Source organism: Flavisphingomonas formosensis (assembly GCF_009755815.1).
Lineage (GTDB): Bacteria > Pseudomonadota > Alphaproteobacteria > Sphingomonadales > Sphingomonadaceae > Flavisphingomonas > Flavisphingomonas formosensis.
This window is the reverse complement of sequence record NZ_WRPK01000003.1, coordinates 294,178-320,793: the sequence shown is the minus strand read 5'-3', so window position 1 is coordinate 320,793 and position 26,616 is coordinate 294,178. Positions and strand designations below refer to the sequence as shown.

Below are 26,616 nucleotides of genomic sequence, written 5' to 3'. Positions count from 1 at the left end.
TCCTGCTCAGTCTCACACGGATGCCGGCGGCGGCATCCGACGAGGTGAGATCTTATGAGCAAAATGCCCCCCGCTGCACGGGGCCTGCGTTCCTTTTCGCGTCTCCTACGTATCGCGCCGCCCAATCGCGCGGACATGATCGCCTTTCTGCTGCTTGCAGCGGCGGCTGTCCTGCTGGTCCGGGGCGCACAGGGCATCGTCCAACCTCTCTCGCAGCTCAGAATTCAGCCGGTCGCGCTCGATCCATGGAATCTGCCCGGCTATGCGCTGCGCACCACGCTGCGCATGTTCGCCGCCCTCGGCGCCAGCATCGTCTTCACGCTCGTCGTGGCGACGCTCGCGGCACGCAGCCGTCGTGCCGGCCAGATCATCGTGCCCGCGCTGGACATTCTCCAGTCCGTGCCGATCCTCGGTTTCCTCACCTTCACCGTCACCTTCTTCATGGGCCTGTTCCCGGGGCGGCAGCTCGGCGTCGAGCTCGCCGCCATCTTCGCCATCTTCACCAGCCAGGCGTGGAACATGGCGTTCAGCTTCTATCAGTCGCTGCGCTCCGTCCCGTCGGATCTGGAGGAGGTGTCGCGCGGCTTCGCCCTCTCTCCGGTACGCCGCTTCCTGCGGCTCGACCTGCCCTTTGGAACGCCTGCGCTGGTCTGGAACGCGATGATGTCGATGTCCGGCGGTTGGTTCTTCGTGGTCGCGTCGGAGGCGATCACCGTGGGCAACACCACGGTGAACCTGCCCGGCATCGGTTCCTGGCTGGCAATCGCGATCGAGCATCGCGACTTCACGGCCGTTGGTTGGGCGGTCGCGGCGATGGCAGTGGTGATCCTGCTCTACGATCAGCTCGTCTTCCGTCCCGTCGTCGCCTGGGCGGACCGCTTCCGCTTCGAGCAGACGGCCAGCAACGACCGGCCGCGTTCCTGGGCCTATGACCTGTTCCGCCGCACCCGCCTGCTACCCCTGCTGTTCGCGCCCGTCACTGGCCTCGGGCGGCTGTTGCTGGCACTGGATCGCCCCCGGGCACGCAGCGCCTCCCCGCGGCGCGCACTGCTCGGTCCCCGCGCCGTCGACCTCCTGTGGACGGGGCTGATCAGCGCCGCGGTGCTGTTCGCGGTGTGGACGATCCTCACCTATGTCTCGCACACGCTGAACTGGCACGACGCGCTCCACGTGCTGGGGCTTGCCTGCCTCACCATGGTGCGCGTGCTGGTGCTCATCGCGCTCGCCAGCCTCGTCTGGGTTCCGATCGGCGTGTGGATCGGCTTGCGCCCGAAATGGGCCGAGCGGCTCCAGCCGGTGGCGCAATTCCTCGCGGCCTTCCCCGCCAATGTGCTGTTCCCCTTCGCGGTGATGGCGATCGTCCATTGGGATCTCAGCCCAGGCATCTGGCTGTCGCCTTTGATGATCCTCGGCACTCAATGGTATATCCTGTTCAACGTGATCGCCGGGGCCAGCGCGATCCCGACGGACCTGCGCGAGGCGGCCGGCATGTTCGGAGTGCGCGGCTTCCAATGGTGGCGCCGCGTCGCCCTGCCCGGCGTCTTTCCTTATTATGTGACCGGCGCGCTGACCGCCTCCGGCGGCTCATGGAATGCGAGCATCGTCGCGGAGGCGGTGTCCTGGGGCCATGAGCGGCTGCGTGCGCCCGGCCTCGGCGCCTTCATCGCCGATGCCACCGCAGCGGGCGATTATCCCCGCGTCGCGCTGGGCATCGCCACCATGTCGCTGTTCGTGATCCTGTTCAATCGCCTGCTCTGGAAGCCGCTCTATGGCTTTGCGGAGCGCCGCCTGCGTCTCGCCTGAGGAGAAACCCCATGGCCACCACCGTCGCCCGCCGCCCGCTCGTCCAGGTCGATGCGCTCCGCCACTATTACGGCGCCGCCGCCCGCCGCGGCAAACCGGTGATCGAGGATGTGAACCTCACCCTCTACGAGGGCGAGATCGTCGGCCTGCTCGGCCGCTCCGGATCCGGCAAGTCCACGCTGCTGCGATCCATCGCCGGCTTGATCACGCCGGACGAAGGCGATGTGCGCTTCGTCTCCGATCCCGATCGCGACACGCCGGACATCGCGATGGTCTTCCAGACTTTCGCGCTCTTCCCCTGGCTCACCGTGCTCCAGAATGTCGAACTGGGGCTCGAAGCGCGCAAGGTTCCAGCGCAGGAGCGGCGGGATCGCGCGCTGGCCGCGATCGACCTGATCGGCCTCGACGGCTTCGAAAATGCCTATCCCAAGGAGCTGTCGGGTGGCATGCGCCAGCGTGTCGGCCTCGCCCGCGCGATCGTCGTCGATCCCGCGCTGCTGCTGCTCGACGAGCCCTTCTCCGCGCTCGACGTGCTGACCGCCGAAACACTGCGCACCGATCTGCTCGATCTCTGGTTCGAAGGGCGCATGCCGATCAAGTCGATGCTGATCGTCACCCACAATATCGAGGAGGCGGTGCTGATGTGCGATCGCATCCTCGTCTTCTCGTCCAATCCGGGCCGCGTCGCCGCGGAAATCCGGGTCGACCTGCCGCAGCCGCGCGACAGGCTGGATCCCGCCTTCCGCGCGATGGTGGACGATATCTATGCGCGCATGACCGCCCGTCCCTCGCCCGTGCCGGTGCGCGAAGGTCTGTTCCCCGGGCTCGGCATCGCGATGGTGCTGCCGCGCGTCTCGACCAACAGCCTCGCGGGCCTGATGGAGGAGGTCGACGCCAGCGCGTTCGACGGCAAGGCCAGCCTCGCCGATCTCGCCGACGAGCTCCAACTGGAGGTGGACGAGCTATTGCCCATGGCCGAGACGTTGCAGCTGTTGCGCTTCGCCGATCTCGGCGGCGCCGACCTGAAGCTGACGCCGGCCGCGCGTCGCTATGCCTCCGCCGACGTGGATGCGCGCAAGGCGCTGTTTGCCCAGGCGCTGCTCGCCCATGTGCCGCTGGCGCAGCATATCCGGCGTATCCTGGACGAACGGGCGAGTCACATCGCCCCCGCTCGCCGCTTCCGCGACGAGCTGGAAGATCATATGTCGCCCGAATATGCCGACGAAACGCTGCGCACCGTGATCCTATGGGGCCGCTACGCCGAGATCTTCGCCTATGACGAGGATAGCGACCAGTTCAGCCTGGAAGATCCCGCCTGAGGTGAAGCCGGCCCCCGTCGCCTTTCGTCCCGCTATCGCGCGGCATCGTTGCGGACTGGAGCGAGCTGCGCGATATATCAATAGCGCAGCTTGCTCCAAGCTTTTGTGGTCGCATCGTTTGCGCGGAAAACCGGTACCCACTTTTCCGCACGATGCTCTAAGGGCCCGGCAATAGTCTGCACCCGGTTCGGATCAGAGGCCATTGATGCACATCGTCTTCCTGGGTGCGATCGCTACGACGCTGGTAGTCGTCGTGCTGCTGATATCCAATCGCAACCAGGATATCGCCGTGATCGCGTCGCACTGCAGCGCCCACGGCGTGGAGCGTTCGCGCCGTAGCATCGCCGACGCGATCGACCGCAATCGCGCCTATCGCTTCTGCTGGCTCCTGATCCTGATGGCGGTGGTAACGGGCAATATGGGATCGGGCGCCTATGTGCTCGGCCGCCCGCATATAATGGTCGCATGCCTTGCCCTCACCCTGCTGCTCGCCATTGCCGGGCTGTTCGCCATGGCGCGGGGCTGCCGCACGGTAATGCAGGCCTGTGCCGCCGGCCCCGCCGATCGGGATGCACCCGGCATCTGATCGGCTCGGCCCGCCGACACGCCGAGACGCGCCGGCGGTCTCCGGCTTATTGGCAGGTGATCGGCTTGTTCGACTGGTCGATCGAACGCCCGGCGAGCGCACCGAGCGCACCGCCCAGAAGCGTGCCGACCGCACGCGAATGGCCGCCGTCGATCACGTTGCCCAGGATCGCGCCGCCCGCCGCACCGACGATCAGGCCGGTCGTGCCGTCGTTGCGCTTGCAATAATAACGTCCGTCCGACCCGCGATAGACGCGGTCGTCGGACGATAACACGCGCGGCTGATAGCTCGGCCCCGAACGATAATAGCGCGAAGGATCGTATCCGCCCTCATAGCGATCGTCCTGATAGGCACCCGGCGGCGGAGGCGGCGGATAGGGCCGCGAATCGCGATCGCGCGCGGCGAGGTAGCGATCATATTCGGATTGGAAGATCCTGAGCTCGTTCTGGAAACGCTGCTGCGCGTCCTGGAAACGCTGCTCATCTGCGCGGCTCTGCGCATGGGCCTGTCCCGCCACGGCGAGAGAGGCTGCCAGCGCGAGAGCGGCGGGGAAGAAGCGGTTCATCATGCTCTCCTGACGATGGTGAAGCGTCCGCCGAACGAACGGAATTCGGGAATGTTGCGTGCCGGTAACGTCGGCCAGCCCCCATCCCTTCATTTTCCCCCCGACAACGGCCACTGACCATGATGATGTGCCCTTTCGCGCCTGAACCGGGGATTGCCCGCCAAAAGACCGACGCGTTGACCCCTTTTTCCGTCCGCCCTATCGATCGGGAAACGAAATCAAGCGGGTGGGGAGGATGGCCGTGCACAGCCAAGCTTCGTTTTCAAGGATCGTCCGCGCATGAGCGGCCGGCTCGCAAGCAAGCGCGCACTCATTCTCGGCGCAGCGCCGGGGAATATCGGCGCGGCGATCGCGGCCCGCTATGCCGAGGAAGGCGCTGCTGTGGTCGTTGCGGGCCGCCGGCCGGAGGCGGTCGCGCAAGTTGCCGAGGCACTCGGCGCGCAGGCTCTGCCCTGTGACATCACCGACTCTGCTTCGGTCGCAAACCTCGTCGCGACGGCGAACTCCAAGCTAGGTGGCCTCGATATCGGCATCAACGCCACCGGCTGGGGCCTGCTCAAGCCGTTCGGCGAGCATAGCCGCGAAGATCTCGACCATATGACGGCGCTGCAGTTCACCGGCCCGTTCCAGTTCTTCCAGGCGCTGATCGCCGCGATGCCGCAGGGCGGATCGATCATCCAGATCTCCTCCGTCACCGCCACCATCATGATGGATCACCATGCCGCCTATATGGGCACCAAGGCCGGCATCGATCACGTCATCCGCTGCATAGCGCATGAATTCGGCGGCCAGGGAATCCGCGCCAATTCGATCGCGCCTGGCGGCACTGCGGACGCGCCGATGTCCGGTGGTGGCCTCGGCCTCCCCGCCGTGCAGGCCCTGTATCATCGCGAGATTCCGCTCGGACGCGCCGGCGTCGCTGCCGATGTCGCCAATGCAGCGCTGTGGCTGGCCAGCGACGACGCCAGTTTCGTCACCGGCCAGGTGATACATGTCAGCGGCGGCCAGACGCTCCGGCGAAATCCGTCTATCGGAGAGGTCTACGCCGCTTTCCAGCATTCGGCGCAATAGCCGTGCCGGGCCTCTCGCTCGATTGCCTGACGCTGCTCGATCAGCCGGGCCCCGATCTGGTGCGCATCGCCGGCCATTGCGACTTTAAGTGCGTCAGCCTCTGGGTCCAGGCGCCGGTGCTGCCCTTCGGCACGCTCACCACGCCGGATCAGGAAACCGGTCTGCGCCGCGCCCTCGCCGACACCGGGGTCACCGTAGCCAATCTGGAGGTGTTCAACCTCGCCGCGGATCATCCCATCGAGCAGTTTCGGCCCGCACTCGCCCTGGGAGCCAGCCTGGGCGCCGCGACCGCGACTGCCATCGACTATGGCGAGCGTGGCGCGGACGAAATTGCCGACCGGCTCGCTGCCTTCTGCCGGCTTGCCGGAGAATATGGGCTAGGCGTGAACGTCGAACCCATATCGATGGGCGCCACGGCGACGATCACGGATGCGGCAGCGCTGATCCGCAAGGCCGGAGCCCCCGATTGCGGCATCGTACTGGACATGGTTCACTTCGTGCGCACCGGAGGCACAGCAGCCGATATCGCCACGCTGGATCGCGGCGCGATCCGTTATGTCCAGCTGTGCGACGGCCCCGTTCCCGTCGCACCGGACTGGATCGGCGTGGAGGCGATGGAGGAACGGATGGCTCCCGGCGAAGGCGATTTTCCGCTCGCCGCCATTCTCGCGGCGCTCCCCGAAGACGTGCAACTAGCCGCGGAGGTGCCGGGCTTCCGTCGGCGCCGCGATCGGAGGATCGGTGCAGCGCTCCATGCCCAGCAGGTCTTCCACGCGACACGGACGCTGCTGAATTCGTGCGGCAGGCCGGTCTGAATGGTCGGAGCGGCCCTTCGCTATTCGCCCCTGACGTCCAGCCGATCCACCGCCGTCGCATAGAGCATCGTGCCGGAGGCGCACTTGCCGGTTCCCGACAGACGATCGCGGACCCGATAATATTTGACGCTCGGCGTCGCATAATAGGCGTAGGCAAAACCGCGCACGCGAGCAGTGCCCTTATCGTGCATCGAGCGGCGTTGCGACCTGCTGAGCGCCACGGCGAAGCAGCCCGACGCGGTATCGACCCGCGCCGCCTTGATGCCGCGCCGCTGGGACAGCCGCACCGCGCCCTCCACCAGGCACTCATCGCCCGCCCGGCAGTCGGGCGCGCCGGCCAGGGACGTGCGCTGGACAGGCGGCGCCGATGCTTCGGCAGCTATCACATCGCCTTCGGCCGCCAGCACTGACCCCTGTGGGAGGGCTGCCGACAGGAGCAGAACAACCGCAATCCGACGTATCACCATGTCGCCCCCTCCCGTCCGTTTCCTGTCGCCAGCACGGCCGACGCCGGAACATCATGATACAGAAGAGCGACCATCACAATCAGCGCCGGACAGTGCACCGCCTGATCCGGCACATCGCCGAACCCTATCGTAAAGCCGATCAGGGCGCATTGTTCGCGATCGTCATCGGTTGCCCGGCCTCGGCACCGCCGGAAGAGGCACCGCCCGTATCAGGCTGATCCGAAGCGAACTCCGGCGAGGCGGCTTGCTCGATCGGTGCTGCCGGGAGCGTACCCAATGCCATGACCAGCGCATCGGCGTTCGACACGGGGGCCTGGGCCGTGATCACTACCGTCGCGCCGAGGCTGGTCGCCTTGTAGAGCAGCGGCGCGAAGGCGCTCGGCAAACGCACGCAGCCGTGCGATGCAGGCTGTCCGCTGATCTGGCCGGCATGTAGCGCGATGCCATCCCAGGTCAGCCGCTGCATGTAAGGCATCGGCGCCGAATTGTAGAGATTCGACCGATGCATCACCGCTTTCTGCAGGATGGAGAAGGATCCGGTCGGCGTTTCGTGTCCGACCTTGCCGGTCGACACGGTGGTGACACCGATCTGCGTGCCGCCACGATAGACCCAGGCCAGCTGCAGCGGAATGCTCACCAGCACCGTGACGTCGCCACCGGCCGGCGCGGCATCGGGCGTCCAGATATAGTCACCGGGCTTGAGATCGGGGATGACGGCGGCATCCATCGCCGGAGGCGCCATATCGGCAGCCGCGACGGCGTCGCGCGCATCGGGTAGATGGCTGTTGGCCGCCAGCGCAGCCTGCGAGCCGGAGACGAGCAAAAGGGCGAGCGCGAGGCCGCGCACGCAACGCACGGGAGCGTGAACCATGGTTTTCCTCTTGGAATTCGGGTCTGGCGCGGCGTCGGCTCCACCTCGGCCGCGGCACGCGAGGAGGAGCGCGATGCTCTGTCCCCGAAACGTGCGGAATGTTGAGACGTTCCTGTCTTTGGTCGGCGATTTGAAAAATCGCGGCGTGATCGATGGGTTAAGCCGGAGAGATCACTCCACCGCTGAGGTGCGGTTCCGAGGCTAGGCCCCGACCGCTACCGCTCTCGATCCCAAGACCGAAGCGCCGACCTCGCTTCGCCGTTCAGACCGGCTCGGCCTGAAACGATCGAGATCTTCTGTCGTGCGAGAACATTGTCCTGGTCCTGCAACATCGCCACCGCGGGCGACTCGTGGCAGCATAATGCGCGGAGTCGTTCACCGCTCATGTGTCGGCGGTCACACCGGCACGGCGGATTTCCTGCGCTCAGGCCTCGGCCGCGAAACGCTCCGCCACCGCCCGTCCGGCCTCGGCCGCCTGACGCGGCGTGAATACATAATCGAGTTCGATCGTGTGCCCGAAGGTGAACAGGCTTCCCGCCATCAGGTCGGTCCGCAGGAAAGCCTGCACGCCATAATCGACGAAGCAGCTTCGCTGCGCCGACGCAAAGACCGGCGACGCATCCATTCGCGCGTCGATCGCTTCCTCGACACCGCGCTTGGCGCGCAACAGATGAATCTGAACCCGCCGGCCGAACCCCGGATCGCGGCGGCATTCCGCCTGCACCGCCTCCACCGCAGCCTCCATCGCTTCCAGCGAGTCATAGCGCATGCCGAAATGCGTGCCGATCAGTTCGGGCTCGGCGTCGCGATCGGCGCGATATTGCGCCACCGCGGGATCCTCCCGATCGGTGCCGATGCCCAGCGCCTTTTCCACCGCTACCTCGAATGCCATCTGCTGCGGCGCGGCCACGCCCAGAAAGAGTATGCTGTCCGAAGGATTGGGCGCCTGATCGTCGATCCGGATCACATAGAATGGATTTCCATCGACGAGCATCCCGGTATCCGTCACCTGGCATCCGATCAGCTCGAACAGCCGCGCCGCGCGTGGGCCGTCGCCCGCACGATAGTTGAGCGCGACATGGCCGAGCGTCTTTGCCGGATAGAGCTGGGCCCCTTGCCCCATGGCGTCTTCTCCTCCCCATTTTAGGGGATGTATCGCATCGCCCGACGGCACCGTCCATCCCGGCGCGGCGTCAGTTGATCGGCCAGCGTCCTCGCGCGCGCCTGCTCCCTGGTCGATCACCCTTCGCTCACATCCTTGCGCCGGCTATGATAGAGTCGCCCATCAGGCTCTCGACAATTGGCACGCTCGACGAGAGGCTGCCGGTGCTCGGGCTCCGGCGCGTCTACGCGCTTCATCCGGCGCCACAGCCAGAGCATGGCCGCGCCATGGGCGCTTAGAATAGCGACGACGATCGTCGTTGCGATGATCGTATCCCGCATATGGGCCCTTCATCTGCAATTGCGGGCCAACGCAAGATCGTTCCGTAAAAGATATGATCCGAAACGGACGGACCGGTGCTGCGCCAGCAGATCAGGGCCGGATAAAGAGGCTGAACGAGGCGGCGTGGTTCACCCGGTGGCGTCCGCCACCGCGATCGATATATTGATTGAGATAGCCGAGTTCGATGGTCGACTTGCCGGGCAGCGCGATTTCCACGCCGGCAAAGCTGCGGAGCTGATCGAAACCGGCCCGCGCGCCCCAATCGGTGTCGTTGAACGCGACGAACGCTTCGCCATGGCCGAGCAGGTTGAGTCCCCTCTCCGCCACCAGCGGCCGTTCGTAGCGGAGCATCTGCCTCAGCCGCCAGCCGATGTCGGATCCGTCCGATCGCCAGCGCTGCTCCAGCCGGGTCCGCGATGAGAGTTCGCCCTTCGCCGGATGGCCGATTATCCAGTTCAATTGCTGGAAGCCGCGATTCTCCACGATGTCCCGCCCACCCTTCACCGGGGAGACGATATGGCCATAGCCCTGATAGAGGGACAGGGACGAACTGAGCTTCCAGCCGATCGCGCCGCGAAAGATGGCGGTGCCGATGCGTGAGCCGTTCTCGTCGAAACGCGGTTGCACCTCGCCGAAATAAAGCAGCGGACCGGAAAGCGAACCCATCACCGTCAGGTTGACCCAGGCCTGCCCGTCATGCTCGGTCTCGGCCCGCGCCGGGCCGGGAAGCGCGAGCAGCGAGGAAAGGACGAGAGCAGGCAGAAGGAGACGAGTCGATCGGGCTAAGGTCATCGCGCCCCAATCGCGGGATCCTGTTTCCCGATCTTTTCCGGCCCGTAATTTATGCTGTCCAGAGCGCAGCGCCGTTCACTCTGCATAAAGGCCGATCGCGCGCATATGCTCGCGTCCCAAGAGAAGGCACAGTCATTCTCAACGTTCGCCTTGCCTGCAGTCAGCATTCGTCCAGGCCATCGCCTGGGCATAACTGCCAGTCTGCCGTGGCGTGCGCGATGCTGGAGCAGAAGAAGAACGACAGGGTGATCGATCGTTACTGCGGCAACCGCCGCGATCCTCAGCGCGACCTTTTCCTTGCATCTAAAGGAGTGGCATGATGTTGCACATCCTGCGCATGCTCGTCGTCGGCCTGATCATTGGGATATTGGCACGCTTCTTCTATCCCGGCACCGTTCATATCAACTGGCTGTGGAGCGCACTGCTCGGCATCGCCGGCTCCTTCGTCGGCGGCCTCATGGCGCGAGCCTTCACCAACGAAGCGTCGGATCAGCCGATCCAGCCCGCAGGCTGCCTCATGTCGATCATCGGCGCGATGGTGCTGATCTTCATCTGCCGTTCGCTGCTCCACATCATCTGAGCGCGCCGTTTGGGCCGAGTTCGTCAAAACCGCCATTCTTCGACGATTCGGCCCGAAGGATGGGCTCCTGCCGAGACGGGATTTCACTCCCGTCGCCAGGCGATGATCGAAACCGGGAAGCGGAAGCGGATGCCGTCCCCGGCCCGCCACGCGCCGACGCCGATGCGATCCTGGCCGCCGCTGATATCCTCGTCGAACATCGCCTCCAGGGCGGCCATATCCCGCGCATCCGCCAGGGTCGCCAGTTGCGCCTCGAGCGCATAATGATCGATCACCGCCTCGACGAGGCCGGTCTCTCGCCCGATCCCGCGCAGTTGCTCCAAGGTCAGCGCGCTGGTGTGCGACGGATCGCGCAACGTCTCCATACGATCGTAAGCGACCTGCGTATCCGCCGCGGGAGTCGCGTCGATCACCACGACGCGCCCGCCCGCCCGGCACACCCGCCGCATCTCGCGCAGCGCCGCGACCGGCTCGGGCAGATGATGGAAGCTGTAGCGCGTCACCACGCGGTCGAACGTTTCGTCCGCGAAGGGCAAGGCCGTCGCATCGCCCACCTGCCAATCGAGGCCGGCAAGCCCCTCGGCGCTCTGCCGCGCCTTCGCTTCGGCGATCATCGCCGGGGTGAGATCGATGCCCGTCACGCGCGCTCCCTGCGCCGCCAGCGCGCAGGCGACTATGCCCGGCCCGCAGGCGACGTCGAGGACCCTATCACCTGGCTGCGCGTCCACCGCCGAGAGCGTCCGCGCCATGCCATCCGCTTCGGCATGCACCGGCAGCGCCGCGAAAGGCGCGGCCCAGCGAGTGAATTGCGTGATGATGCGTTGGTCGTGGGCAGTATCGCTCGTCATGTCCCGGCTCCTTTGTCGGGCGACGGGATAGCCATTGACCGGTTGGCCGGCTAACGTTCATCGGTCAAAAATAAGCGATGAACGGCCATGCGCTACCTCGACCCAAACGAAACCGCGGCAGCCCTGAGGCAATATGGGTTGGATCGCCCCTTGGGCACCGGTTTCGCCTTCCGCGATCCGGCCCGCGACACCGTCTATGACTGGCACGCCCACAGCTATCACCAACTGCTCTACGCCATAGCCGGCACCACCCAGATCGAAACGGCGCACGCCCATTATCTGCTGCCCGCCGGGCGCGCCTCCTGGATTCCGGCCGGCGTCCGCCATCGCACCACCGTTACCGACGAGGCGCATGCCTCCCTCTATTTCGCACCCGAGACGGTGACAGCGGCCGGCGATCAGGTCCGCATCCTCGTTGCGACACCGATGATGCGCGAGATGATCCTGCACGCCATGCGCTGGCCACAAGGCGCCGCGGAGGCCGATCCTCTTGCGCAGAGCTTCTTCGCGACGCTCGCGCTCCTGTGCAATGAATGGCTGGAAAGCGAGCTGCCGCTGAGCCTGCCGCGCAGCGATCATCCCGGCCTCGCCCGCGCGATGGACTATGCCCTGACCGATCCAGGCGGCGCCACCCAGGCCGGCGCTTGCCATGCCGCCGCAATGTCCGAGCGCAGCTTTCGTCGCCGCTTCGCCGAGGAAACCGGCATGGGCTGGCAGCCGTGGCTCGCCCAGGCCCGGATCCTCACCGCGATGCGCGCCCTCGCCGCCGGCGCCCGCGTCACCGATGTCGCGGCCGACATCGGCTATGCCTCGCTCAGCGCCTTCGCCAAGGCATTTTCGCGGCTGACGGGGGAAAGCCCGGCCGAATATCGGCGCCGCATGACTCGACGGGGCGGTGGATGACCCCATCTCGATCAATCGGCGTTCTTCCGCCCTCATCGATCGATTATGAGCTCCGTATGCCCGATTCCTTCACTCTCGCGCCTGTGCGGCCCTTCCTCGATTGGCCGATCATCACCGACCCGGACGGCTGGGCGGATGCGGAGGTCGCGCTCATCGGACTGCCGCACAGCGAACCCTATCCCCACGACCCGTTCCCGAACGATCAATCCCGTGCGCCGAACGCGATCCGTGCGCTCTCGCACCAGATTTCAGACGGGCCGGATCATTGGGATTTCGATCTTGGCGCCCCGTTGGGGGAGACTGCGCCGCGCTGCATCGACGGCGGCAACGTCCCCTTCGAAGGCGGGCCCTACGATCACCATGCCGCGCGCGTCACCGCCCTCGCCGCGCGGCTTATCGCGCAAGGCACGCAACTTTTCGTCCTCGGGGGCGATCATGGCGTGACCATTCCGGTGATCGACGCTCTGGAGGCCGCGCGCCAGCCGATCCACATCGTCCACGTCGATGCCCATCTCGACTGGCGACCGGAGGTCGCCGGCGTGCGGCGCGGCTATAGCAGCCCACTCTACTGGGCCAGCCGCCGGCCCTGGATCGCCGGGATGGTGCAGATCGGCCTGCGCGGCACGGGCAGCGCCCGCCGCGCGGAGGTGGAGGCCGCCCATGCCTGGGGCTCGCGCCTCGTCACCGCCGCCGAAGTCCATGCACGGGGGCTGGAACAAGCCATTGCCGGAATTCCCGAGAACAGTCCGGTCTACGTCACGATCGACGCGGACGGCATCGATCCGGCCGAGATGCCGGGCGTCATGGCCCCGTCGCCCGGAGGAGTCGCGATGCGGCAACTCCTTCCCTTGCTCCGCATCCTTGGCCGCCGCAATCGCGTGATCGGACTCGACATCGTCGAGATCGCACCATCCTTCGATTTCACCAACGGCCTCAGCTGCATCAACGCAGGCCGAATGATCGTCAATATGCTGGGAGCCTCCTGGCAGGCGGATGGCGCCTTCCGAAGGGCAGCGTGACGGCTTTGCCGCATCCGCACCATTTCTTCATCGACCGCCCATCGTATCTGCTCCGGCCGCGGCTAAGCCACATCCGCTTCGCCAATCAGACGAAAGGCTGGATTATGAAGGTCAAGTTCATCCTGCCCGCGCTGACCGAGGCCAAGAGCCCATTTTGGCGCCCGATCAAATATTCGCTCTTCCCTCCACTCGGCCTCGCAACACTCGCCGCGTATCTCGCGCCCGACGACGAGGCGGAACTGGTAGACGATCATGTCGAGCCGCTGCGTACCGACGACAGACCGGACCTCGTGGTGATCCAGGTTTATATAACCAACGCTTATCGCGCTTATGCCCTCGCCGATCTCTATCGGGCCAAGGGATGCTTTGTCGCACTTGGCGGACTCCATGTGACTGCCCTGCCGGACGAAGCCGCCGCCCACGCCGACGCCATCTTCATCGGCCCTGGCGAACAGACCTTCCCGCAATTTCTGCGCGATCTACGCGCGCGCCAACCGCAGCGTCGCTATGCCTCGACCGTGGGCCGTTCGATCGAGGGCATTCCGCCCGTGCGCCGCGATTTGATCAAGCGCAGCCGCTATCTGGTGCCCAACTCGATCGTCGTCACGCGCGGCTGCCCGCAGCATTGCGATTTCTGCTACAAGGACGCCTTCTTCGCTGGCGGCCGGAGCTTCTATACACAGCGGATCGACGAGGCGCTGGCCGAGATCGATCGCCTGCCCGGTCGCCACCTCTATTTCCTCGACGATCACCTGCTCGGCGACCGCCGTTTCGCCACCGGGTTGTTCGAGGGGATGCGCGGCATGGGGCGGCTGTTCCAGGGCGCGGCGACAGTGGATTCGGTGCTCCGTGGCGATCTGATCGAACGCGCCGCCGAGGCCGGCCTGCGCAGCCTGTTCGTCGGCTTCGAGACGTTCAGCCCCGAAAATCTGCGCGCCAGCAACAAGAAGCAGAATCTCGCCCGCAATTATGAGGCGGTGGCGCGCCGGCTCAGCGACCTCGGCATCATGATCAACGGATCTTTCGTGTTCGGCATGGACGAAGATGGACCGGACGTGTTCGATCGCACCGTCGATTGGGCAGTGCGCAACGGCATCACCACTGCCACCTTCCACATCCAGACACCCTATCCAGGCACCCGCCTGCACCAGATGCTGGCAGCGGCCGGCCGAATCACCAGCAGCGACTGGGACCGCTACGACACGCGGCACGTCGTCTACCGACCAGCGCGGCTGACACCGGAAGCGCTTGAGACAGGCTACCATCGCGCCTATCGCGATTTCTACGCTTGGCGATCGATCGCGCGGGGCGCATTGGTTCATGACAGCCTCAAGCATCGGGCCAAGCATTTCTTCTATGCCGCCGGTTGGAAGAAATTCGAGCCGCTCTGGGACCTCGTGATCAAGACCCAACGGCTTGCCCACATGACGCCCCTGCTCGAGGCGATATTGTCCCGCGTCACTGCACGGGGCAGCGAAGATGGTGCGCCCTTGGAGGCAGTCGCCGCTGCCTGATCCTCAATGCTGCATGACAGGTTGGTTGCTGCTCTCGCAAGCCCGGCGATAGAAAGCCGGCGTCACCCCCGTCCAGCCGCGGAATGCCCGCGTAAAGGCCTTTGCCCCACTGAACCCCAGCGTGCTCGCGACGTCGCCGACCGGCAGATAATCGTTCGACAGAAACTCGCGGGCCAGCGCCGCGCGCACCTCGTCCTTGATCACCCGGATCGAAACGCCCTCGGCGTCCAGCCGCCGGCGCAGCGTGGCATTGGCGATGCCGAGCTGCCGGGAAAGCCCGGCGATCGTCGGAAGCGGTTGATGGTTGAGGATCGCATGGCGATAGAGCGCCCCGATCCGGCTGGACAGGTCGGTCGAGGTCTCCATCGACACCACCGCGTCGAAAGGGAAGCGTCGGAGGAATTCGCGCAGGTCCGCGGGCGTGCGCACGACGGCGCGATCGAGCAGCCTCGCCGGGAAGATCATCTGGTGCGCAGGTGCACGAAAGGTGCAGCGATTGCCGAAGATCGCCGCGATCGCCCTATTCTCCGGATCGCGCGGACAGGATGTCAGATAGCTCATCTCGATGGGCTCACCCACCGCCCACTCGATCAGCCGCGAGAAGACCGAGAAGGCATTCATCACGAAGAAGAATTCCCACTGCCCTTCCGCCGGCCCGAGATGGATCTCGAAGGTGGCGCGATCGTCCGCGACGCTCAGCGTCGACCAGCCGTCGCGCCGGCCACCGATCTCGAAGAAGCGGGACTGCCGTTCCAACATCTCGTGCAAGGTCGTGCTGGTGATCAGGCTATGGCACATGAAATCGAAATCGTCGCGCGACATGCCGGCATAATGGGACGGGGCGATGCGCTGCCGGATCTCGATCAGGCAGGCATGGCGCACCCGCGCGAAATCCGCGATCGGAACGCGCGAGACGCGGCCGGCGCACAGATCGTCGAGATTGTAGGACAGGCGGCACCGGCGGAGCAGCCGGGTCGACGAAAGTCCGATGCTCTCCGCCTTTTCCAGCAGCAGGCGAACATGATCGACAGGCACATGGCGCGGATCGGCAAGCCAGTCGCCCGGCGACATCGATGCCATGACGGCGCTCCTCCTCCAGCAAACGCTGCTTTGCGCAGTCTCGGCGGAAGAATAGCCACCGATTTTCAACCGTCAAACACCGGCGATACAGTAGAGATTGGCATGGCGCCGCCGCGGAGGCGGGGGCCAACTTTCGGGATCATTTCTTCGTCATCCTGACTTTCGTCAGGATGACGGTGTCGGAACGGTGCTCCTCAAATCTCGTCCGGCACCCCGAAATAGCTCTGATAGCGCTGATAGCGGCGCCGCTCCTCCATCGTGCGCGGATCGGCGCTCTTCGATTTCTCGTAGGTCGAGCTGTTGCCATGCGCCCCCCCGTGCCGGCTCTGGAGGAAGGTGAGCATCCGCTCGAGCGCGGTGGGCGTCAGCTCCAAGCCGAGATCGCGATAGATGCCGACGATCGCCGTGCGCGGATCGCGCATGAATTCGGCATAGATGGAATTGGCGAAATAGCCCGGCCGCACCCGGCCGGCCTCGATCCAGTCGATCACATCGTCCCAGATCTTCACGCGCGGGCCGATGTCCACCCAGGCGGCGGCGCTATGGTCATAGGCATAGGGTTCGTCGGTGCGCCAATGGAAGATCGTGCCACTGACGTTGACCACCGAATCCGCCGACACGATCGGATCGCGATGCGGGAAGATGATCTTCGCATCGGGATAGGTGTCGAGCAGATAGGGAATCCGCTCCATATGGGTCGGATTCTTCAAGAGCCAGTGCGGCTTGCGATATTTCGACTGGAGCAGCTTCAGGAAGCGCTTGTGCCAGTAGAAATGATATTGCGGCCCCACCTTGTTGAAATAGGCATCGTAGCTCGGAATCTGGAAGGCGTTCACCCACACTTCGGAGAAGAAGGTGAGATAGGTGAACTCGATATCCTCCACCGGAATCTCCGCGCCCCAGGCATGCATCGCCTCGAATTCGGGACAGAGCGTGTGCACCAGGTCGACCCGCCCCGCCGCCTTGGCGATGCGCGGATCCGTCTCATAGGTCGCTTCTTCGGGCGCAGGCGTCGGGAACAGCGCCTCCCAGCGGCGAACGGAACGGAACTGCGGATCCTGCGACAGCGTCTCGTGGAGGATCGTCGTGCCCGACCGCCCGAGGCCGAGGATGAAGACCGGCTCGGTGATGACCTCCGCGTCGATCTCCGGATTGCGCTTATAGGCCTCGGTGATCGTCAGCCGTGCCTCGAGATAGGTGATGAAATCCGACCGGGTGAGGATCCGGCCGTAGAAATTGACCCGCCCTTCCTCCTCGATCGCTTTCAGGAGCACGCGGAAATGATCGCGCCAGCCATCCTCGTCGAAATCGCTGAGCCCGGTGTTGCGCATCGCCGCATCGCACAGCGACTGCTCGTCCAGCGGCACCACGGCCTTCATGTCCAGCTTGGTACCCAACTCGTTGAGCTGCCGGGCCCATTCGGGGCGTGCCTGGGGTTTCCAGGCCGTGCGGCGATCGACCGTCGCTCCGCCATTTTCGCTATCGCTCATCATCCCCTCCGATCCGTTGTTCCTGTCTTTCGCATGAAATGCTGCGCGACATTTTCCCCGTCCAGTCGGCGCTCGGGCACAAAAATGCTCAAAACGGAGCGCATGATTGCTCATTGCTCGGGGCGGAACCCCGCAACGCCGTTCCTTCGAACCAAGCGCTGAGCAATTCTGGGCATCCAATCGAGCAGATCGGTTCCCGTGCGGCGATTGTCACAGTCGGGCGCGCTTGCGATCCAGCATCCGTCTGCCGCCGGTAGGTGGCATGCGGGGATAGCGCGAAGCCGGGTCAACCAGCTCGCAGCCACCCCGCCCAGAGGGAGAGGGACCAATGCCGAACGATCGGATCAGACCCGCACGTCTGCTCATGGGAGCGGTGGCCATGCTGCCGGCGACCGCGCACGCACAGACTTCGGAGAGCACCGCCGCCGTGCCCGGTGCCGGCATCCAGGACATCGTCGTCACCGCGCAGCGTCGCGGCGAGAATCTGCAGAAGGTGCCGATCGCCATCGCCACCTTGTCCGGCGAAGCCATGCAGGCGAAGGGGATCAATACCGTCCAGGGTCTCGTCCAGGCGACACCGACCCTTTATCAGGCCGCCTATTCGACGACGAGCACCACCCTCTTCTTCTTCATGCGCGGCATGGGCCTCGGCGATCCGATCCAGATCACCAAGGACGGTGCGATCGGCGTCTATGAGAATGGCGTCTACAATGCCCGCCCGCAGACCGTGATCTTCGACCTGGCCGATGTCGAGCGCGTCGAGGTGCTGCGCGGGCCGCAGGGCACGCTCTATGGACGCAACACCACGGGCGGCGCGATCAACATCATCAGCCGCGCGCCGAGCGGCGAGTTCGGCGTCCGCCAGCTCGCCTCCTACGCCTCACGCAACCAGTATCGCAGCATCACCAATGTCGACCTGCCCGAATTCGCAAACATCGCGATCAAGGGCACGCTGGCGGTTGGCGGCGACGACGGTTTCGGCAAGAACCAGCATGATCCGAGCGTGCCCGACACGAACAACTACAACACCGAACGGCATGTCGGCGGCCGCATCGCCGCACGCTGGCGCCCGGACAGCGATTTCACCGCCGACTACAGCTTCGAGGTGGCCCGCATCACCGCGACACCGATGCTGCTGGAAAGCCCGGCGCTGGACGGCTTGGAAATCTATCCGGGCCTGATCTACGAGGCCCGCCGCGATCATGCCTATCGGCCGGCGACGCTCCACAAATCCCATGTCAATATTCGCGACCATGCGATGACTCTGGACTGGAAGGCGATGCCCAACCTCACCCTGCGTTCGATTACCGGCATCCGCTACTTCCATTCCTATTCCTATCAGGACACGCTGGAAGTCTATCTGACGCCACTCAACTCGACGAACGACATACTCAGCAAGCAATTCTCGCAGGAATTGCAGGCGGTCGGTTCCGCCTGGGACGATCGCATCAAATATACGTTCGGGCTATATTACTACCGAGAGAAGGCCCGTCATGATCAGGAGTTCAACCTGGCGCTCGGCAATATCGTCAGCGACTATGCGATCCGCGCCCGATCCATTTCCAAAGCCGCCTATGCCCAACTCACCTTCACGCCGCCGATCCTCGGCGACCGGCTCGATCTCACCGCCGGCGCGCGTGTTACCGGGGACAAGCGCAGCGCCAGTCGGGATCAGTATTTCAACGGTCTCATAGTCGAGATCGGCACGCGCAACGATCAGAAGTTCACCCGCTTCAACCCGTCCTTCACCGCCAGCTATCGCTGGAGCGACAAGGTCAACAGCTACGCCAAGGTCTCGACCGGCTATCGCGCGGGCGGCTCCAGCGAGACGACGCCGGATTTCACGAAAACCTATGGTCCGGAGACGCTGACGAGCTTCGAGATCGGTTTGAAGACCGAGTTGTTCGACCGTCGCCTGCGCGCCAATTTCGCGGCTTTCTACAACAAATATAAGGATATCCAGCTCGATCTCACGCTCGATCCGACCAATCCCACGATCACCGCGACACTGAATGCCGGCCGCGCGACGCTGAAGGGGCTGGAGGCCGAATTGTCGGCTGCACCGACACGCGATCTGCGGCTGGACGCCTCCTACGCCTTCCTCGATACCAAGGTGAACCGCGTGACCGCGCCTGACGGCAGCAATGTGGCGCCGCTCTTCCGCATCCCCTATGCGCCGAAGCACAGCATCAACCTGTCGGCCGATTACACGGTGGTGCGGTCCGATTTCGGCAATCTCAGCGTGCGCGCCGATTACAGCTACAAGGCGAAAGTCTGGAACACGGCCGGCGCCGGCCCAGCCGTGGCCGGCAATCTATTCTATCGAACCAAGGGCTTCTCGAACCTCGACGGCCGCATCACGCTGCATCGCGACCTGTTCGGCAAGCCGGCGGACCTGTCGCTGTTCAGCAAGAACGTCCTGAACAGCCGCCACGTCGTCTATTCGACGGCACCCGGTTCGCAGATTTCGGGTTTCCTCTCGCCCGCTTATGCCTATGCCGCACCGCGCACGATCGGTGTGGAACTGTCTTTCGCCTTTTGAATCCAGGGAGCATGCGATGAAGCCGTCCGAGCCCCGACCCTTTCTCGCTACCGAGGATCAGGAGGCAGTGGAACGGATCGCCGCCCGCCTGCGTACCGATCCCCGCACTGCCGCGGCGGTCGATCGAGTGGCGCGGCATTGGATCGACGAGATGAAGCCCAACGCCGAGCATCAGGCCCGCTTCGACTTCGAATATGAACAGGCCGCCTTCTGCGGGTTCATGAATGCCGCCAACGACGATCCGCTCTATCCCCGCCTCCATGCCTTCGCCCGCTTCGCGCATGAGACCGACGGCAGCGCCATCCCGGCGACCAAGAGCGCGCACCCCAATCCCGACTATATCTACCGCTTCGTGCCGATCGACGGAGAATCCTATTATCTGCTCCACGGGCAGGTGCCGGAGAAAGGGCCGCTGGTCTGCGAATATGCGATGCTGACCGCGGACCAGGTCTATCAGAAGAACGTCTCGCTGACGGATCTCCAGATCGCCCCGGACGGCAGCTTCACGATCAGCGTCGATCCCGATCCCGCGGACGGGCGACCCAATCATTTCCAGACAAACGGCGAAAGTTTCCAGCTGCTGCTGCGCGACGTGATCGGTGATGCCGCGACGGAGGCCCCCGTCGCTCTGCGGATCGAGCGCGTCGGCCCTTCCCCCTCGCGGCCGCCCCGTTCCTTCGAGGACATGCTCGGCACTGTGGAACGGCATATCCGGAAACATGTGGACGATCTGATCTTCGTCACCCGCAATTTCGTGCTGAAGAATCCGGTCAACGTCTTCGCCCCGCCGCGCGTCCAGTCGCACAGCATGTATTCGGTCGCGCAGGCCTATTCCCCGGGCCATTATCGCATCGCCGACGACGAGGCGCTGGTCGTCTCGCTCACCCTCGCCGGAGCCGCCTATGCTACGGTGCCGGTCAGCGATCTGTGGGGCGGTCTCGGCGATATTCTCGGCCATCAGGTCAATCTCGGTACGCCCTGGTCCGCGCCCAATCCCGACGGCAGCTATACTTTCGTGCTCTCGACCCGGGACCCGGGCATCGTCAACTGGATCGACCCGAACGGGTTGCACGAAGGCGTGATGTTCATTCGCTGGATCGGCCTTCCGCCACAGAAGGAAGGCGCCGAGTCGCCAAAGCTGAACGTACGCCTCGTTTCCTTCGATACGCTCGAGACGGCGATACCGTCCGGCACTCCGCGGGCGACAGAACTCTTCCGACGGCAACAACTCGCCGCTCGCCGCGCAGCCTATCTGCGCGTCATGGCATAGCCGGACCGGCAATCGGACGGCTGCGGATCATTCCGGACGACCCGGATTTCGCGTTGGATCGCGATCTTCCTTCGGCCCCGTTCATCATCCCATTCGGCCGCGCCATGCGTTATGGGTACCGCTTCGTCAGGATCGAGGCGTAATCATGGCCACCGAACTCAACCACATCATCATATGGTGCAACGATCAGCCGGCCACCGCCGCTTTCTTCGCCGGCGTCCTCGGCCGCCCTGCGCCGCGCACCTTCGCCCATTTCCATGTCGTCGACATGGACAATGGCGTTTCACTCGATTTCATGGAGAAGCACGGCACCGTCTCGCCGCAACATTATGCCTTCCTGATCGACGAAGAGGATTTCGACACCGCCTTTGCCCGGATATCCGCTGCCGGGCTCGACTATTGGGCCGATCCCGCCTGTACGCGCCGCGGCGAGATCAATCATAATGACGGCGGCCGCGGCCTTTATTTTCAAGATCCCAATCGGCATCTGCTGGAGATCATCACCCGGCCCTATGGCGCGCGCTGACCGGCGAGCCATGTCGCAGCGCCCTCGTCGTCAGACCGTAGATTTCCGTGGCTTCCGCGCGGTCAAGATCGGCGCGCCTTCCGCACTCAGCGATCTCTATTACAGCATCATGGAAATGAGCTGGCCGGCCTTCGCGCTGCTCACGACACTCGTCTTCCTGCTGATCAACCTATTCTTCGGCACGGTCTATGCGATGCTGCCCGGGGCGATCCGCAACGTCGCACCCGGCTCGCTGCTGGACGGCTTCTTCTTCTCGGTCGAGACGCTGGGCACCGTCGGCTACGGCGACATGACGCCCGCCACCGCGCTCGGCCACGGCATCGCTGCCCTTGAGATTCTTGCCGGCCTGTTCTTCTCGGCGACGATGACGGGGCTGATCTTCGCGCGCTTCGCCCGCCCGCGCGGCAGCATATTGTTCAGCCGCATCGCCGTTATCGGCCGGCATGACGGCATGCCCGCGCTCATGGTGCGCGTCGCTTCCACCCGCGCCCGCCCGCTGGCGGACGTGAGCGCCCAGGTTTCCTGGCTCGAGCAGCAGGAGGGCCCGGATGGGCGTATCCAGCGCCGGCTGGTCGAGCTGCCGCTCGTCCGGCCGCACAATCCGATGCTCGGCCTCGCGTGGACACTGATCCATTTACTGGACGAGGATTCGCCGATGGCCGCCGCGCTGCAGGACATGCGGCGATTCAATCTTACCGTCACCGTGATCGGCGTCGACACGCTGCTCGCCACCCAGTCGATCGGCAGCCAGCTCTATCGCCGGGAAGACATATTGCCCGATCACGAGTTCGTCGATGCGATTGGGGATGTAGACGGCGTGGTGCAGCTCGATCTCACCAAGCTGCACCATGCGCGGCCGATCGCCGGCTGATCCTCAGTTGGCGGCGGCCGCCTTCTCCACGGTACCGCCGGTCCAGCCACCCGCGGTTGCGACATAGAGGCGCGCGACGTTCAGATATTGCCGCGCCCGGGCCTGGACGAGGCCGGACGTCGCCCGCTGGTACAGCCGCTCGGAATCGAGCACCTGCAATATGCCCGAATTGCCCACCTCGAAGCTACGCCGCGAAAGATGCAGCGATCGCTGCGCGACAGCCACCGACTCCCGCTGGTTAGACACCGAGCGCGCGTCGCTCTGGATCGCGGCGAGCAGATCCGCCACCTGCCCGAATGCCCTCAGCACCGTCTGCTGATAGGTGGCCGAGGCTGCTCTCGCTTCGTTCACAGCGGCGTCGCGCTCCGCCTTCAGCGTGCCGCCATGGAAGATCGGCGCGGTCAGACCTGCGAACAGATCATATCCGCGAAACGCATCCTTGAAGAGATTGCCTGTCGTCGGCGATCCTTGGCTCAGCGTCGCGCCAAGCGAGATGTCGGGATAGAGCCGTGCCGTCGCGACGCCGATCGCCGCCGTCGCGCCGTGGAGATCCGCCTCGGCCTGCAATATGTCCGGCCGGCGATGCACCAGCTCTGAGGGGAGCGACACCGGCACGCTCGCCGGCAGGCGTAACCGATCGAGATCGAAGTCGGTCGGGCCCAGCGCGGCCGGGTCCATGCCGACGAGAATGGCCAGCATATGCCGCGCCTCGATCAGCTGCTGGTGCAGCTGCGGTATCTCGCCGCGGTCCGCGGTGAACTGGCTCTGCGCATTGAGCACCTCGACGAGCGTGCCCTCACCGGCGCGCCGCCGTTTCTCGGTCAGATCCACATTGCGTTGATCTTCGGCGAGCAGCGCATCGGCAGTGGCGATCTGGGCGCGGATTGCGGCGATGGTCAGGACTTGGTTCACCACCTGTCCGGCGATGGCGAGATGCGCCGCTTGGGTTTGGCGCTGCTGCGCCTCCGCCTGTGCCGCGCTGCGCTCGGTCTGCCGCTTCAGCCCGCCGAACAAGTCGAGATCATAGCTGATTCCGCCTCCGACCGAATAGAGATGGAATTCCGGATTGCCTCCAGGAAAGGCCGATCCCGCCCCCGAAAAGCCGAATGCGGCGAGGTTTACCTGCTCTTGCTCGATCCGTGTATTGGCGTCCACTTGCGGAAGCTGCCGGCCCGCCGTCGCACGCACCCGGTCCAGCGCGGCGGCCAGGGTCGCATTGCTTGCCTTCAGCGACTGGTTGCCGGCCATGGCCCGGTCGACGAGGGCATTGAGTTCGGGCGATCCGAACGCTTCCCACCAGCGCACGCCCGGCCCACTTGCAACCGGCGTCTGCGGAGCGCCTTCTACCGGCGGGCGCGTGTCGGCCGGCGCCAGATAGCCCGCAGCAGCCGGAGCCGCGGGACGCTCGTAATCCGGACCGACCATACAGCCGGCAAGCGCGGCGGTGGACAGGAGGAGAAGGGCGAGACGGGTCACGGTCAATCCATGTGCAGGAGGATGTCGTCGGTCGAGGCGTGCCGCGGCTTGCGCATCAGCAGCAGCATCGGCGTCACCGCGACGGTCAGCACGAACAGCAGCCAGAAGGCGTCGATATAGGACACCATCAATGCCTGCCGTGTGATCTCGGCATTCATCCGCGCCACCACCCAAGGCAAAGCGAAATCGAAATCCGGCACGCGCGTCGCCAGCACCGGATTGTCCGGCCGTACCGCCTCGACGAGCCGGGCGTGCACCGTCGCGCCGTTGCGAATGGTCATCGCCTGCAGCACGGAGATGCCGACCGCCGAGCCGATGTTACGGATCAGCGTGAACATCGCCGATCCCTCATTGCGATAGCGCGTGTCGAGCGTCGCGAAGGACAGCGTCGCCAGCGGGACGAACACCAGCCCCGTGCCCAGCCCCTGGATGAAGCCGGAGGTGATCACCAGCCTCTCGTCCATACCGAGCGAAAAGCCGCTCATCCGGTACATGGAATAGGCCGCCAGCGAGAAGCCGACCAGGATCAGCAGCCGCGCATCGATCTTGCCGACCAGCCGGCCGACCAGCCACATTGACAGCAGGGTACCAAGCCCGCGCGGCGCTGTGACAAGACCGGTCAGCACCACGGGATAGCCCATCAGCGTCTCCAGCATCGGCGGCAGCAGCGCGAGCACGCCGAACAGCAGCACGCCGAGGAAGAAACCCATCAGCGATCCGAACAGGAAGTTGCGATCCTTGAACATCGCGATATCGACGAACGGCGCCTTCGCGGTCAGCGTATGCACGGTGAGCAAATAGGCGAAAAAAGCGGCCGCAGCCGCCTCGATGCAGATTTCCGCCGAGCTGAACCAGTCCTTGGTCTGGCCGCGGTCCAGCATCAGCTGGAAGCAGCCGATCGCCAGCGCGAGCGTCGCGAAGCCGAACAGGTCCAGCCGCGCGCCCTGCCCCTCCTGCTTCTCGGAGAAGAAGAAATAGAGGCCGGCAAAGGCGATTGCGCCGATCGGCAGGTTGATGAAGAATACCCAGCGCCAGCTGAGATTGTCAGTCAGCCAGCCGCCAAGAGCCGGCCCGATGATAGGCCCCAGTATCGCGCCCATGCCCCAGACCGCCATGGCCGGCCCATGCTGCTCGGGCGGATTGATATCGAGCAGGATCGCCTGGCTCATCGGCACCAGCGCCGCGCCGAACACGCCCTGGAGCAGGCGGAACAGCACCAGCTCGTCCAGGTTGGTGGCAACTCCGCAAAGGCCCGAGACGATGGTGAAGCCGACGATCGACCAGAGCATCAGGCGCTTGCGCCCGATATTGCTGCCCAGCCAGCCTGTCAGCGGCGTGAAGATCGCCGCCGCGACGATATAGGAGGTGAGCACCCAGGTGATCTCGTCGGCCGACGCCGCCACGCTGCCCTGAATATGAGGCAGCGCCACGTTCGCGATGGTGCTGTCCAGCGAATTCATCACCGTCGCCGCCATCACCGATGCCGTGATGAGGCGCCGCGATGCCGGCTCCGGATAGGCTGGGGTCATCGCGCCGGCTGGCTGGCCTGCGGTGTCACGGGTGGCGTGTCGGCGCCGAACAAGCGGCGGCGATGGCCGGTATCGACTGTTGCCTCGACGCTCAACCCGGCATGCAGCGGTATGTCCGCCGGCACGGCATCGATGCGGATCTCCACCGGCAGGCGTTGCACCACCTTCACCCAGTTGCCGGTCGCATTCTCCGGCGGCAGCAGCGCGAAACTGTTGCCCGTGCCGGGGCTGAAGCTCTCCACCCGGCCAGTCAGCTTCAGGTCCGGAAAGGCATCGACCTTGATCGCCACAGGCTGACCCAGCCGCATGTAGCGCAGCTGATTTTCCTTGAAATTCGCTTCTACCCACAGCCGGCGCCCGGCCAGCGTGAAGACCGGCTTGGACGCCGACACATAGTCGCCCACCTGCAGCTGGTTCACCTTGGTGACGATGCCGTCCTGCGACGCGCGGATCTCGGTATAGCCGAGGTTGAGCCGCGCCCGGTCCAGCGCCGCCTGCGCCTTCTTGACCGCCGGCTGCTGCTCGGCGGGAAGAGCGACATTGCCGGACAGCGAGGCCGCGACGCTCGCATTCTGCTGCTGGGTGGTCTGGATCGTCTGCCGTGCGGTCTGCACCGCCAGGATCGCGCGATCATATTGCGCCTGGGAAGAGATGCCCTCCGCCAGCAGCTCCTTCTGCCGCGCCGCCTCGCGCACCGCATAAGCGAGATTGTCGCGCGCGGTCTGCAATTGCGCCTCGCCCTGCCGATAATTCGCCTGCAGCGCGGAGATCTGGGTATGTGCGTCGGCAAGCTGCGCCGCCGCCTCGTCGACCGCTGCCTGATAGGGCGAGGGATCGATGCGAAACAGCAGTTGCCCCGCCTTCACCAGCTGGTTCTCGCGTACGGTGACGGCCACCACCGGGCCGCTCACATTGGCGCTTACCGAGACCAGGCCGGACTGCAGATAGGCATTGTCCGTCGATTCATATCGGCCGCCATGCAGATAGACGAACAGAGCGGCAAGCAACGCGACGATCGGCGCCGCTATCAGCAGAGGCCCGCGCAGCCGCGCGCGCGCCGAAATTTCTTCCCCATCAGCGTCGACCGAAATCTCCTTATAGTGAGTTGCGTTCGAAACTCGGTCATTCGCTTCGAGAACTGTGGAATCATCTGCCAAATTTTAGGCCCTTGCGTAGCACGGCGCGCAACGGCGCCCTCAATATCCCGTAATGCGATCCTGGATATAAATCCAATG

Annotated in this window: 25 protein-coding genes; 13 read left to right on the top strand and 12 right to left on the bottom strand. The window is 64.9% G+C overall.

The features are described 5' to 3' along the window. The first annotated feature begins 63 nt into the window (after positions 1-63). The 3 genes from GQY20_RS10925 to GQY20_RS10915 all read left to right on the top strand — a co-directional run bounded on the left by GQY20_RS10925 (position 64) and on the right by GQY20_RS10915 (position 3,708). Positions 64-1,803, top strand: coding sequence for an ABC transporter permease (locus tag GQY20_RS10925; protein WP_232476018.1), 1,740 nt, complete (start codon positions 64-66; stop codon positions 1,801-1,803). 11 nt (positions 1,804-1,814) lie between these two features. Beyond that, complete coding sequence (locus GQY20_RS10920; protein WP_157217102.1) at positions 1,815-3,122, top strand: ABC transporter ATP-binding protein; 1,308 nt, start codon at positions 1,815-1,817, stop codon at positions 3,120-3,122. 205 nt (positions 3,123-3,327) lie between these two features. Then, positions 3,328-3,708, top strand: a complete 381-nt coding sequence (locus tag GQY20_RS10915; protein WP_157217101.1) for a hypothetical protein — start codon at positions 3,328-3,330, stop codon at positions 3,706-3,708. A gap of 46 nt (positions 3,709-3,754) precedes the next feature. Here GQY20_RS10915 and GQY20_RS10910 read toward each other — a convergent pair whose 3' ends face one another. Next, positions 3,755-4,273 carry a glycine zipper 2TM domain-containing protein gene (locus tag GQY20_RS10910; protein WP_157217339.1) on the bottom strand — a complete coding sequence of 173 codons (519 nt, stop codon included), beginning with the start codon at positions 4,271-4,273 and terminating at the stop codon, positions 3,755-3,757. A gap of 279 nt (positions 4,274-4,552) precedes the next feature. On the opposite strand from GQY20_RS10910, the gene GQY20_RS10905 reads away from it, so the two are divergent. Together GQY20_RS10905 and GQY20_RS10900 are read left to right on the top strand one after the other, a co-directional pair. Next, on the top strand, positions 4,553-5,344 hold the full coding sequence (locus GQY20_RS10905; protein WP_157217100.1) for an SDR family NAD(P)-dependent oxidoreductase: 792 nt from the start codon (positions 4,553-4,555) through the stop codon (positions 5,342-5,344). A 2-nt stretch (positions 5,345-5,346) separates the two neighbouring features. After that, positions 5,347-6,159, top strand: coding sequence for a sugar phosphate isomerase/epimerase family protein (locus GQY20_RS10900; RefSeq protein ID WP_157217099.1), 813 nt, complete (start codon positions 5,347-5,349; stop codon positions 6,157-6,159). A gap of 20 nt (positions 6,160-6,179) precedes the next feature. On the opposite strand, the gene GQY20_RS10895 is transcribed toward GQY20_RS10900, so the two are convergent. The 5 genes from GQY20_RS10895 to GQY20_RS10875 all read right to left on the bottom strand — a co-directional run bounded on the left by GQY20_RS10895 (position 6,180) and on the right by GQY20_RS10875 (position 9,733). Next, positions 6,180-6,626 (bottom strand): hypothetical protein, encoded by a 447-nt coding sequence (locus GQY20_RS10895; protein ID WP_157217098.1) that lies wholly within the window; start codon positions 6,624-6,626, stop codon positions 6,180-6,182. A gap of 139 nt (positions 6,627-6,765) precedes the next feature. Beyond that, the gene (locus GQY20_RS32535) at positions 6,766-7,497 is read right to left on the bottom strand and encodes a L,D-transpeptidase family protein (protein ID WP_157217097.1); all 732 of its coding nucleotides are present in this window, start codon (positions 7,495-7,497) and stop codon (positions 6,766-6,768) included. 424 nt (positions 7,498-7,921) lie between these two features. After that, positions 7,922-8,620, bottom strand: coding sequence for a hypothetical protein (locus GQY20_RS10885; protein ID WP_157217096.1), 699 nt, complete (start codon positions 8,618-8,620; stop codon positions 7,922-7,924). Positions 8,621-8,736: 116 nt separating this feature from the next. Continuing rightward, positions 8,737-8,940 carry a hypothetical protein gene (locus GQY20_RS10880; RefSeq protein WP_157217095.1) on the bottom strand — a complete coding sequence of 68 codons (204 nt, stop codon included), beginning with the start codon at positions 8,938-8,940 and terminating at the stop codon, positions 8,737-8,739. 91 nt (positions 8,941-9,031) lie between these two features. Continuing rightward, positions 9,032-9,733 carry a DUF2490 domain-containing protein gene (locus GQY20_RS10875; RefSeq protein WP_157217094.1) on the bottom strand — a complete coding sequence of 234 codons (702 nt, stop codon included), beginning with the start codon at positions 9,731-9,733 and terminating at the stop codon, positions 9,032-9,034. Between the two features lie 319 nt (positions 9,734-10,052). Here GQY20_RS10875 and GQY20_RS10870 point away from each other — a divergent pair, with 319 nt between their 5' ends. Further along, positions 10,053-10,313 (top strand): GlsB/YeaQ/YmgE family stress response membrane protein, encoded by a 261-nt coding sequence (locus GQY20_RS10870; RefSeq protein ID WP_157217338.1) that lies wholly within the window; start codon positions 10,053-10,055, stop codon positions 10,311-10,313. An 83-nt stretch (positions 10,314-10,396) separates the two neighbouring features. Here the strand turns inward: GQY20_RS10870 and GQY20_RS10865 are convergent, their stop codons facing one another. Next, positions 10,397-11,161, bottom strand: a complete 765-nt coding sequence (locus GQY20_RS10865) for a class I SAM-dependent methyltransferase (RefSeq protein WP_157217093.1) — start codon at positions 11,159-11,161, stop codon at positions 10,397-10,399. Positions 11,162-11,299: 138 nt separating this feature from the next. Here GQY20_RS10865 and GQY20_RS10860 point away from each other — a divergent pair, with 138 nt between their 5' ends. The 3 genes from GQY20_RS10860 to GQY20_RS10850 all read left to right on the top strand — a co-directional run bounded on the left by GQY20_RS10860 (position 11,300) and on the right by GQY20_RS10850 (position 14,597). Next, positions 11,300-12,064: an AraC family transcriptional regulator gene (locus GQY20_RS10860; RefSeq protein ID WP_232475994.1), complete on the top strand. Its 765-nt coding sequence runs from the start codon at positions 11,300-11,302 to the stop codon at positions 12,062-12,064. Positions 12,065-12,120: 56 nt separating this feature from the next. Next, complete coding sequence (locus GQY20_RS10855) at positions 12,121-13,083, top strand: arginase family protein (protein WP_157217091.1); 963 nt, start codon at positions 12,121-12,123, stop codon at positions 13,081-13,083. Between the two features lie 104 nt (positions 13,084-13,187). Further along, positions 13,188-14,597 carry a B12-binding domain-containing radical SAM protein gene (locus tag GQY20_RS10850; protein ID WP_157217090.1) on the top strand — a complete coding sequence of 470 codons (1,410 nt, stop codon included), beginning with the start codon at positions 13,188-13,190 and terminating at the stop codon, positions 14,595-14,597. A 3-nt stretch (positions 14,598-14,600) separates the two neighbouring features. On the opposite strand, the gene GQY20_RS10845 is transcribed toward GQY20_RS10850, so the two are convergent. Continuing rightward, positions 14,601-15,677, bottom strand: a complete 1,077-nt coding sequence (locus GQY20_RS10845; RefSeq protein WP_157217089.1) for a helix-turn-helix domain-containing protein — start codon at positions 15,675-15,677, stop codon at positions 14,601-14,603. A 194-nt stretch (positions 15,678-15,871) separates the two neighbouring features. Further along, a complete protein-coding gene (locus tag GQY20_RS10840; protein WP_198350908.1) occupies positions 15,872-17,167 on the bottom strand; it encodes a sulfotransferase family protein in 1,296 nt (431 codons plus the stop codon). Positions 17,168-17,546: 379 nt separating this feature from the next. Here GQY20_RS10840 and GQY20_RS10835 point away from each other — a divergent pair, with 379 nt between their 5' ends. From GQY20_RS10835 to GQY20_RS10820, 4 genes are all read left to right on the top strand, one after another. Next, positions 17,547-19,709, top strand: a complete 2,163-nt coding sequence (locus tag GQY20_RS10835; RefSeq protein WP_198350907.1) for a TonB-dependent receptor — start codon at positions 17,547-17,549, stop codon at positions 19,707-19,709. Positions 19,710-19,725: 16 nt separating this feature from the next. Continuing rightward, positions 19,726-20,979, top strand: a complete 1,254-nt coding sequence (locus GQY20_RS10830) for a hypothetical protein (protein ID WP_157217086.1) — start codon at positions 19,726-19,728, stop codon at positions 20,977-20,979. 145 nt (positions 20,980-21,124) lie between these two features. Beyond that, the gene (locus GQY20_RS10825) at positions 21,125-21,505 is read left to right on the top strand and encodes a VOC family protein (protein ID WP_157217085.1); all 381 of its coding nucleotides are present in this window, start codon (positions 21,125-21,127) and stop codon (positions 21,503-21,505) included. 10 nt (positions 21,506-21,515) lie between these two features. Next, positions 21,516-22,376: an ion channel gene (locus tag GQY20_RS10820; protein WP_157217084.1), complete on the top strand. Its 861-nt coding sequence runs from the start codon at positions 21,516-21,518 to the stop codon at positions 22,374-22,376. Between the two features lie 3 nt (positions 22,377-22,379). Here the strand turns inward: GQY20_RS10820 and GQY20_RS10815 are convergent, their stop codons facing one another. The 3 genes from GQY20_RS10815 to GQY20_RS10805 are packed head-to-tail and all read right to left on the bottom strand — an operon-like array spanning position 22,380 to position 26,472. Then, positions 22,380-23,852 carry an efflux transporter outer membrane subunit gene (locus GQY20_RS10815; protein ID WP_232475993.1) on the bottom strand — a complete coding sequence of 491 codons (1,473 nt, stop codon included), beginning with the start codon at positions 23,850-23,852 and terminating at the stop codon, positions 22,380-22,382. Between the two features lie 2 nt (positions 23,853-23,854). Continuing rightward, the gene (locus GQY20_RS10810) at positions 23,855-25,381 is read right to left on the bottom strand and encodes a DHA2 family efflux MFS transporter permease subunit (RefSeq protein WP_157217083.1); all 1,527 of its coding nucleotides are present in this window, start codon (positions 25,379-25,381) and stop codon (positions 23,855-23,857) included. Further along, entirely contained in the window at positions 25,378-26,472 is a 1,095-nt protein-coding gene (locus GQY20_RS10805; protein ID WP_232476017.1) for an HlyD family secretion protein, read from the bottom strand. The genes GQY20_RS10810 and GQY20_RS10805 overlap by 4 nt, the downstream gene beginning before the upstream one ends. Positions 26,473-26,616: the final 144 nt, after the last annotated feature.

Coding starts and splice junctions, on each gene's coding strand:
- GQY20_RS10925 (WP_232476018.1), top strand. CDS start 64: ATGCCCCCCGCTGCACGGGGCCTGCGTTCCTTTTCGCGTCTCCTACGT.
- GQY20_RS10920 (WP_157217102.1), top strand. CDS start 1,815: ATGGCCACCACCGTCGCCCGCCGCCCGCTCGTCCAGGTCGATGCGCTC.
- GQY20_RS10915 (WP_157217101.1), top strand. CDS start 3,328: ATGCACATCGTCTTCCTGGGTGCGATCGCTACGACGCTGGTAGTCGTC.
- GQY20_RS10910 (WP_157217339.1), bottom strand. CDS start 4,273: ATGAACCGCTTCTTCCCCGCCGCTCTCGCGCTGGCAGCCTCTCTCGCC.
- GQY20_RS10905 (WP_157217100.1), top strand. CDS start 4,553: ATGAGCGGCCGGCTCGCAAGCAAGCGCGCACTCATTCTCGGCGCAGCG.
- GQY20_RS10895 (WP_157217098.1), bottom strand. CDS start 6,626: ATGGTGATACGTCGGATTGCGGTTGTTCTGCTCCTGTCGGCAGCCCTC.
- GQY20_RS32535 (WP_157217097.1), bottom strand. CDS start 7,497: ATGGTTCACGCTCCCGTGCGTTGCGTGCGCGGCCTCGCGCTCGCCCTT.
- GQY20_RS10885 (WP_157217096.1), bottom strand. CDS start 8,620: ATGGGGCAAGGGGCCCAGCTCTATCCGGCAAAGACGCTCGGCCATGTC.
- GQY20_RS10880 (WP_157217095.1), bottom strand. CDS start 8,940: ATGCGGGATACGATCATCGCAACGACGATCGTCGTCGCTATTCTAAGC.
- GQY20_RS10875 (WP_157217094.1), bottom strand. CDS start 9,733: ATGACCTTAGCCCGATCGACTCGTCTCCTTCTGCCTGCTCTCGTCCTT.
- GQY20_RS10870 (WP_157217338.1), top strand. CDS start 10,053: ATGTTGCACATCCTGCGCATGCTCGTCGTCGGCCTGATCATTGGGATA.
- GQY20_RS10865 (WP_157217093.1), bottom strand. CDS start 11,161: ATGACGAGCGATACTGCCCACGACCAACGCATCATCACGCAATTCACT.
- GQY20_RS10855 (WP_157217091.1), top strand. CDS start 12,121: ATGCCCGATTCCTTCACTCTCGCGCCTGTGCGGCCCTTCCTCGATTGG.
- GQY20_RS10850 (WP_157217090.1), top strand. CDS start 13,188: ATGAAGGTCAAGTTCATCCTGCCCGCGCTGACCGAGGCCAAGAGCCCA.
- GQY20_RS10845 (WP_157217089.1), bottom strand. CDS start 15,677: ATGGCATCGATGTCGCCGGGCGACTGGCTTGCCGATCCGCGCCATGTG.
- GQY20_RS10840 (WP_198350908.1), bottom strand. CDS start 17,167: ATGAGCGATAGCGAAAATGGCGGAGCGACGGTCGATCGCCGCACGGCC.
- GQY20_RS10835 (WP_198350907.1), top strand. CDS start 17,547: ATGCTGCCGGCGACCGCGCACGCACAGACTTCGGAGAGCACCGCCGCC.
- GQY20_RS10830 (WP_157217086.1), top strand. CDS start 19,726: ATGAAGCCGTCCGAGCCCCGACCCTTTCTCGCTACCGAGGATCAGGAG.
- GQY20_RS10825 (WP_157217085.1), top strand. CDS start 21,125: ATGGCCACCGAACTCAACCACATCATCATATGGTGCAACGATCAGCCG.
- GQY20_RS10820 (WP_157217084.1), top strand. CDS start 21,516: ATGTCGCAGCGCCCTCGTCGTCAGACCGTAGATTTCCGTGGCTTCCGC.
- GQY20_RS10810 (WP_157217083.1), bottom strand. CDS start 25,381: ATGACCCCAGCCTATCCGGAGCCGGCATCGCGGCGCCTCATCACGGCA.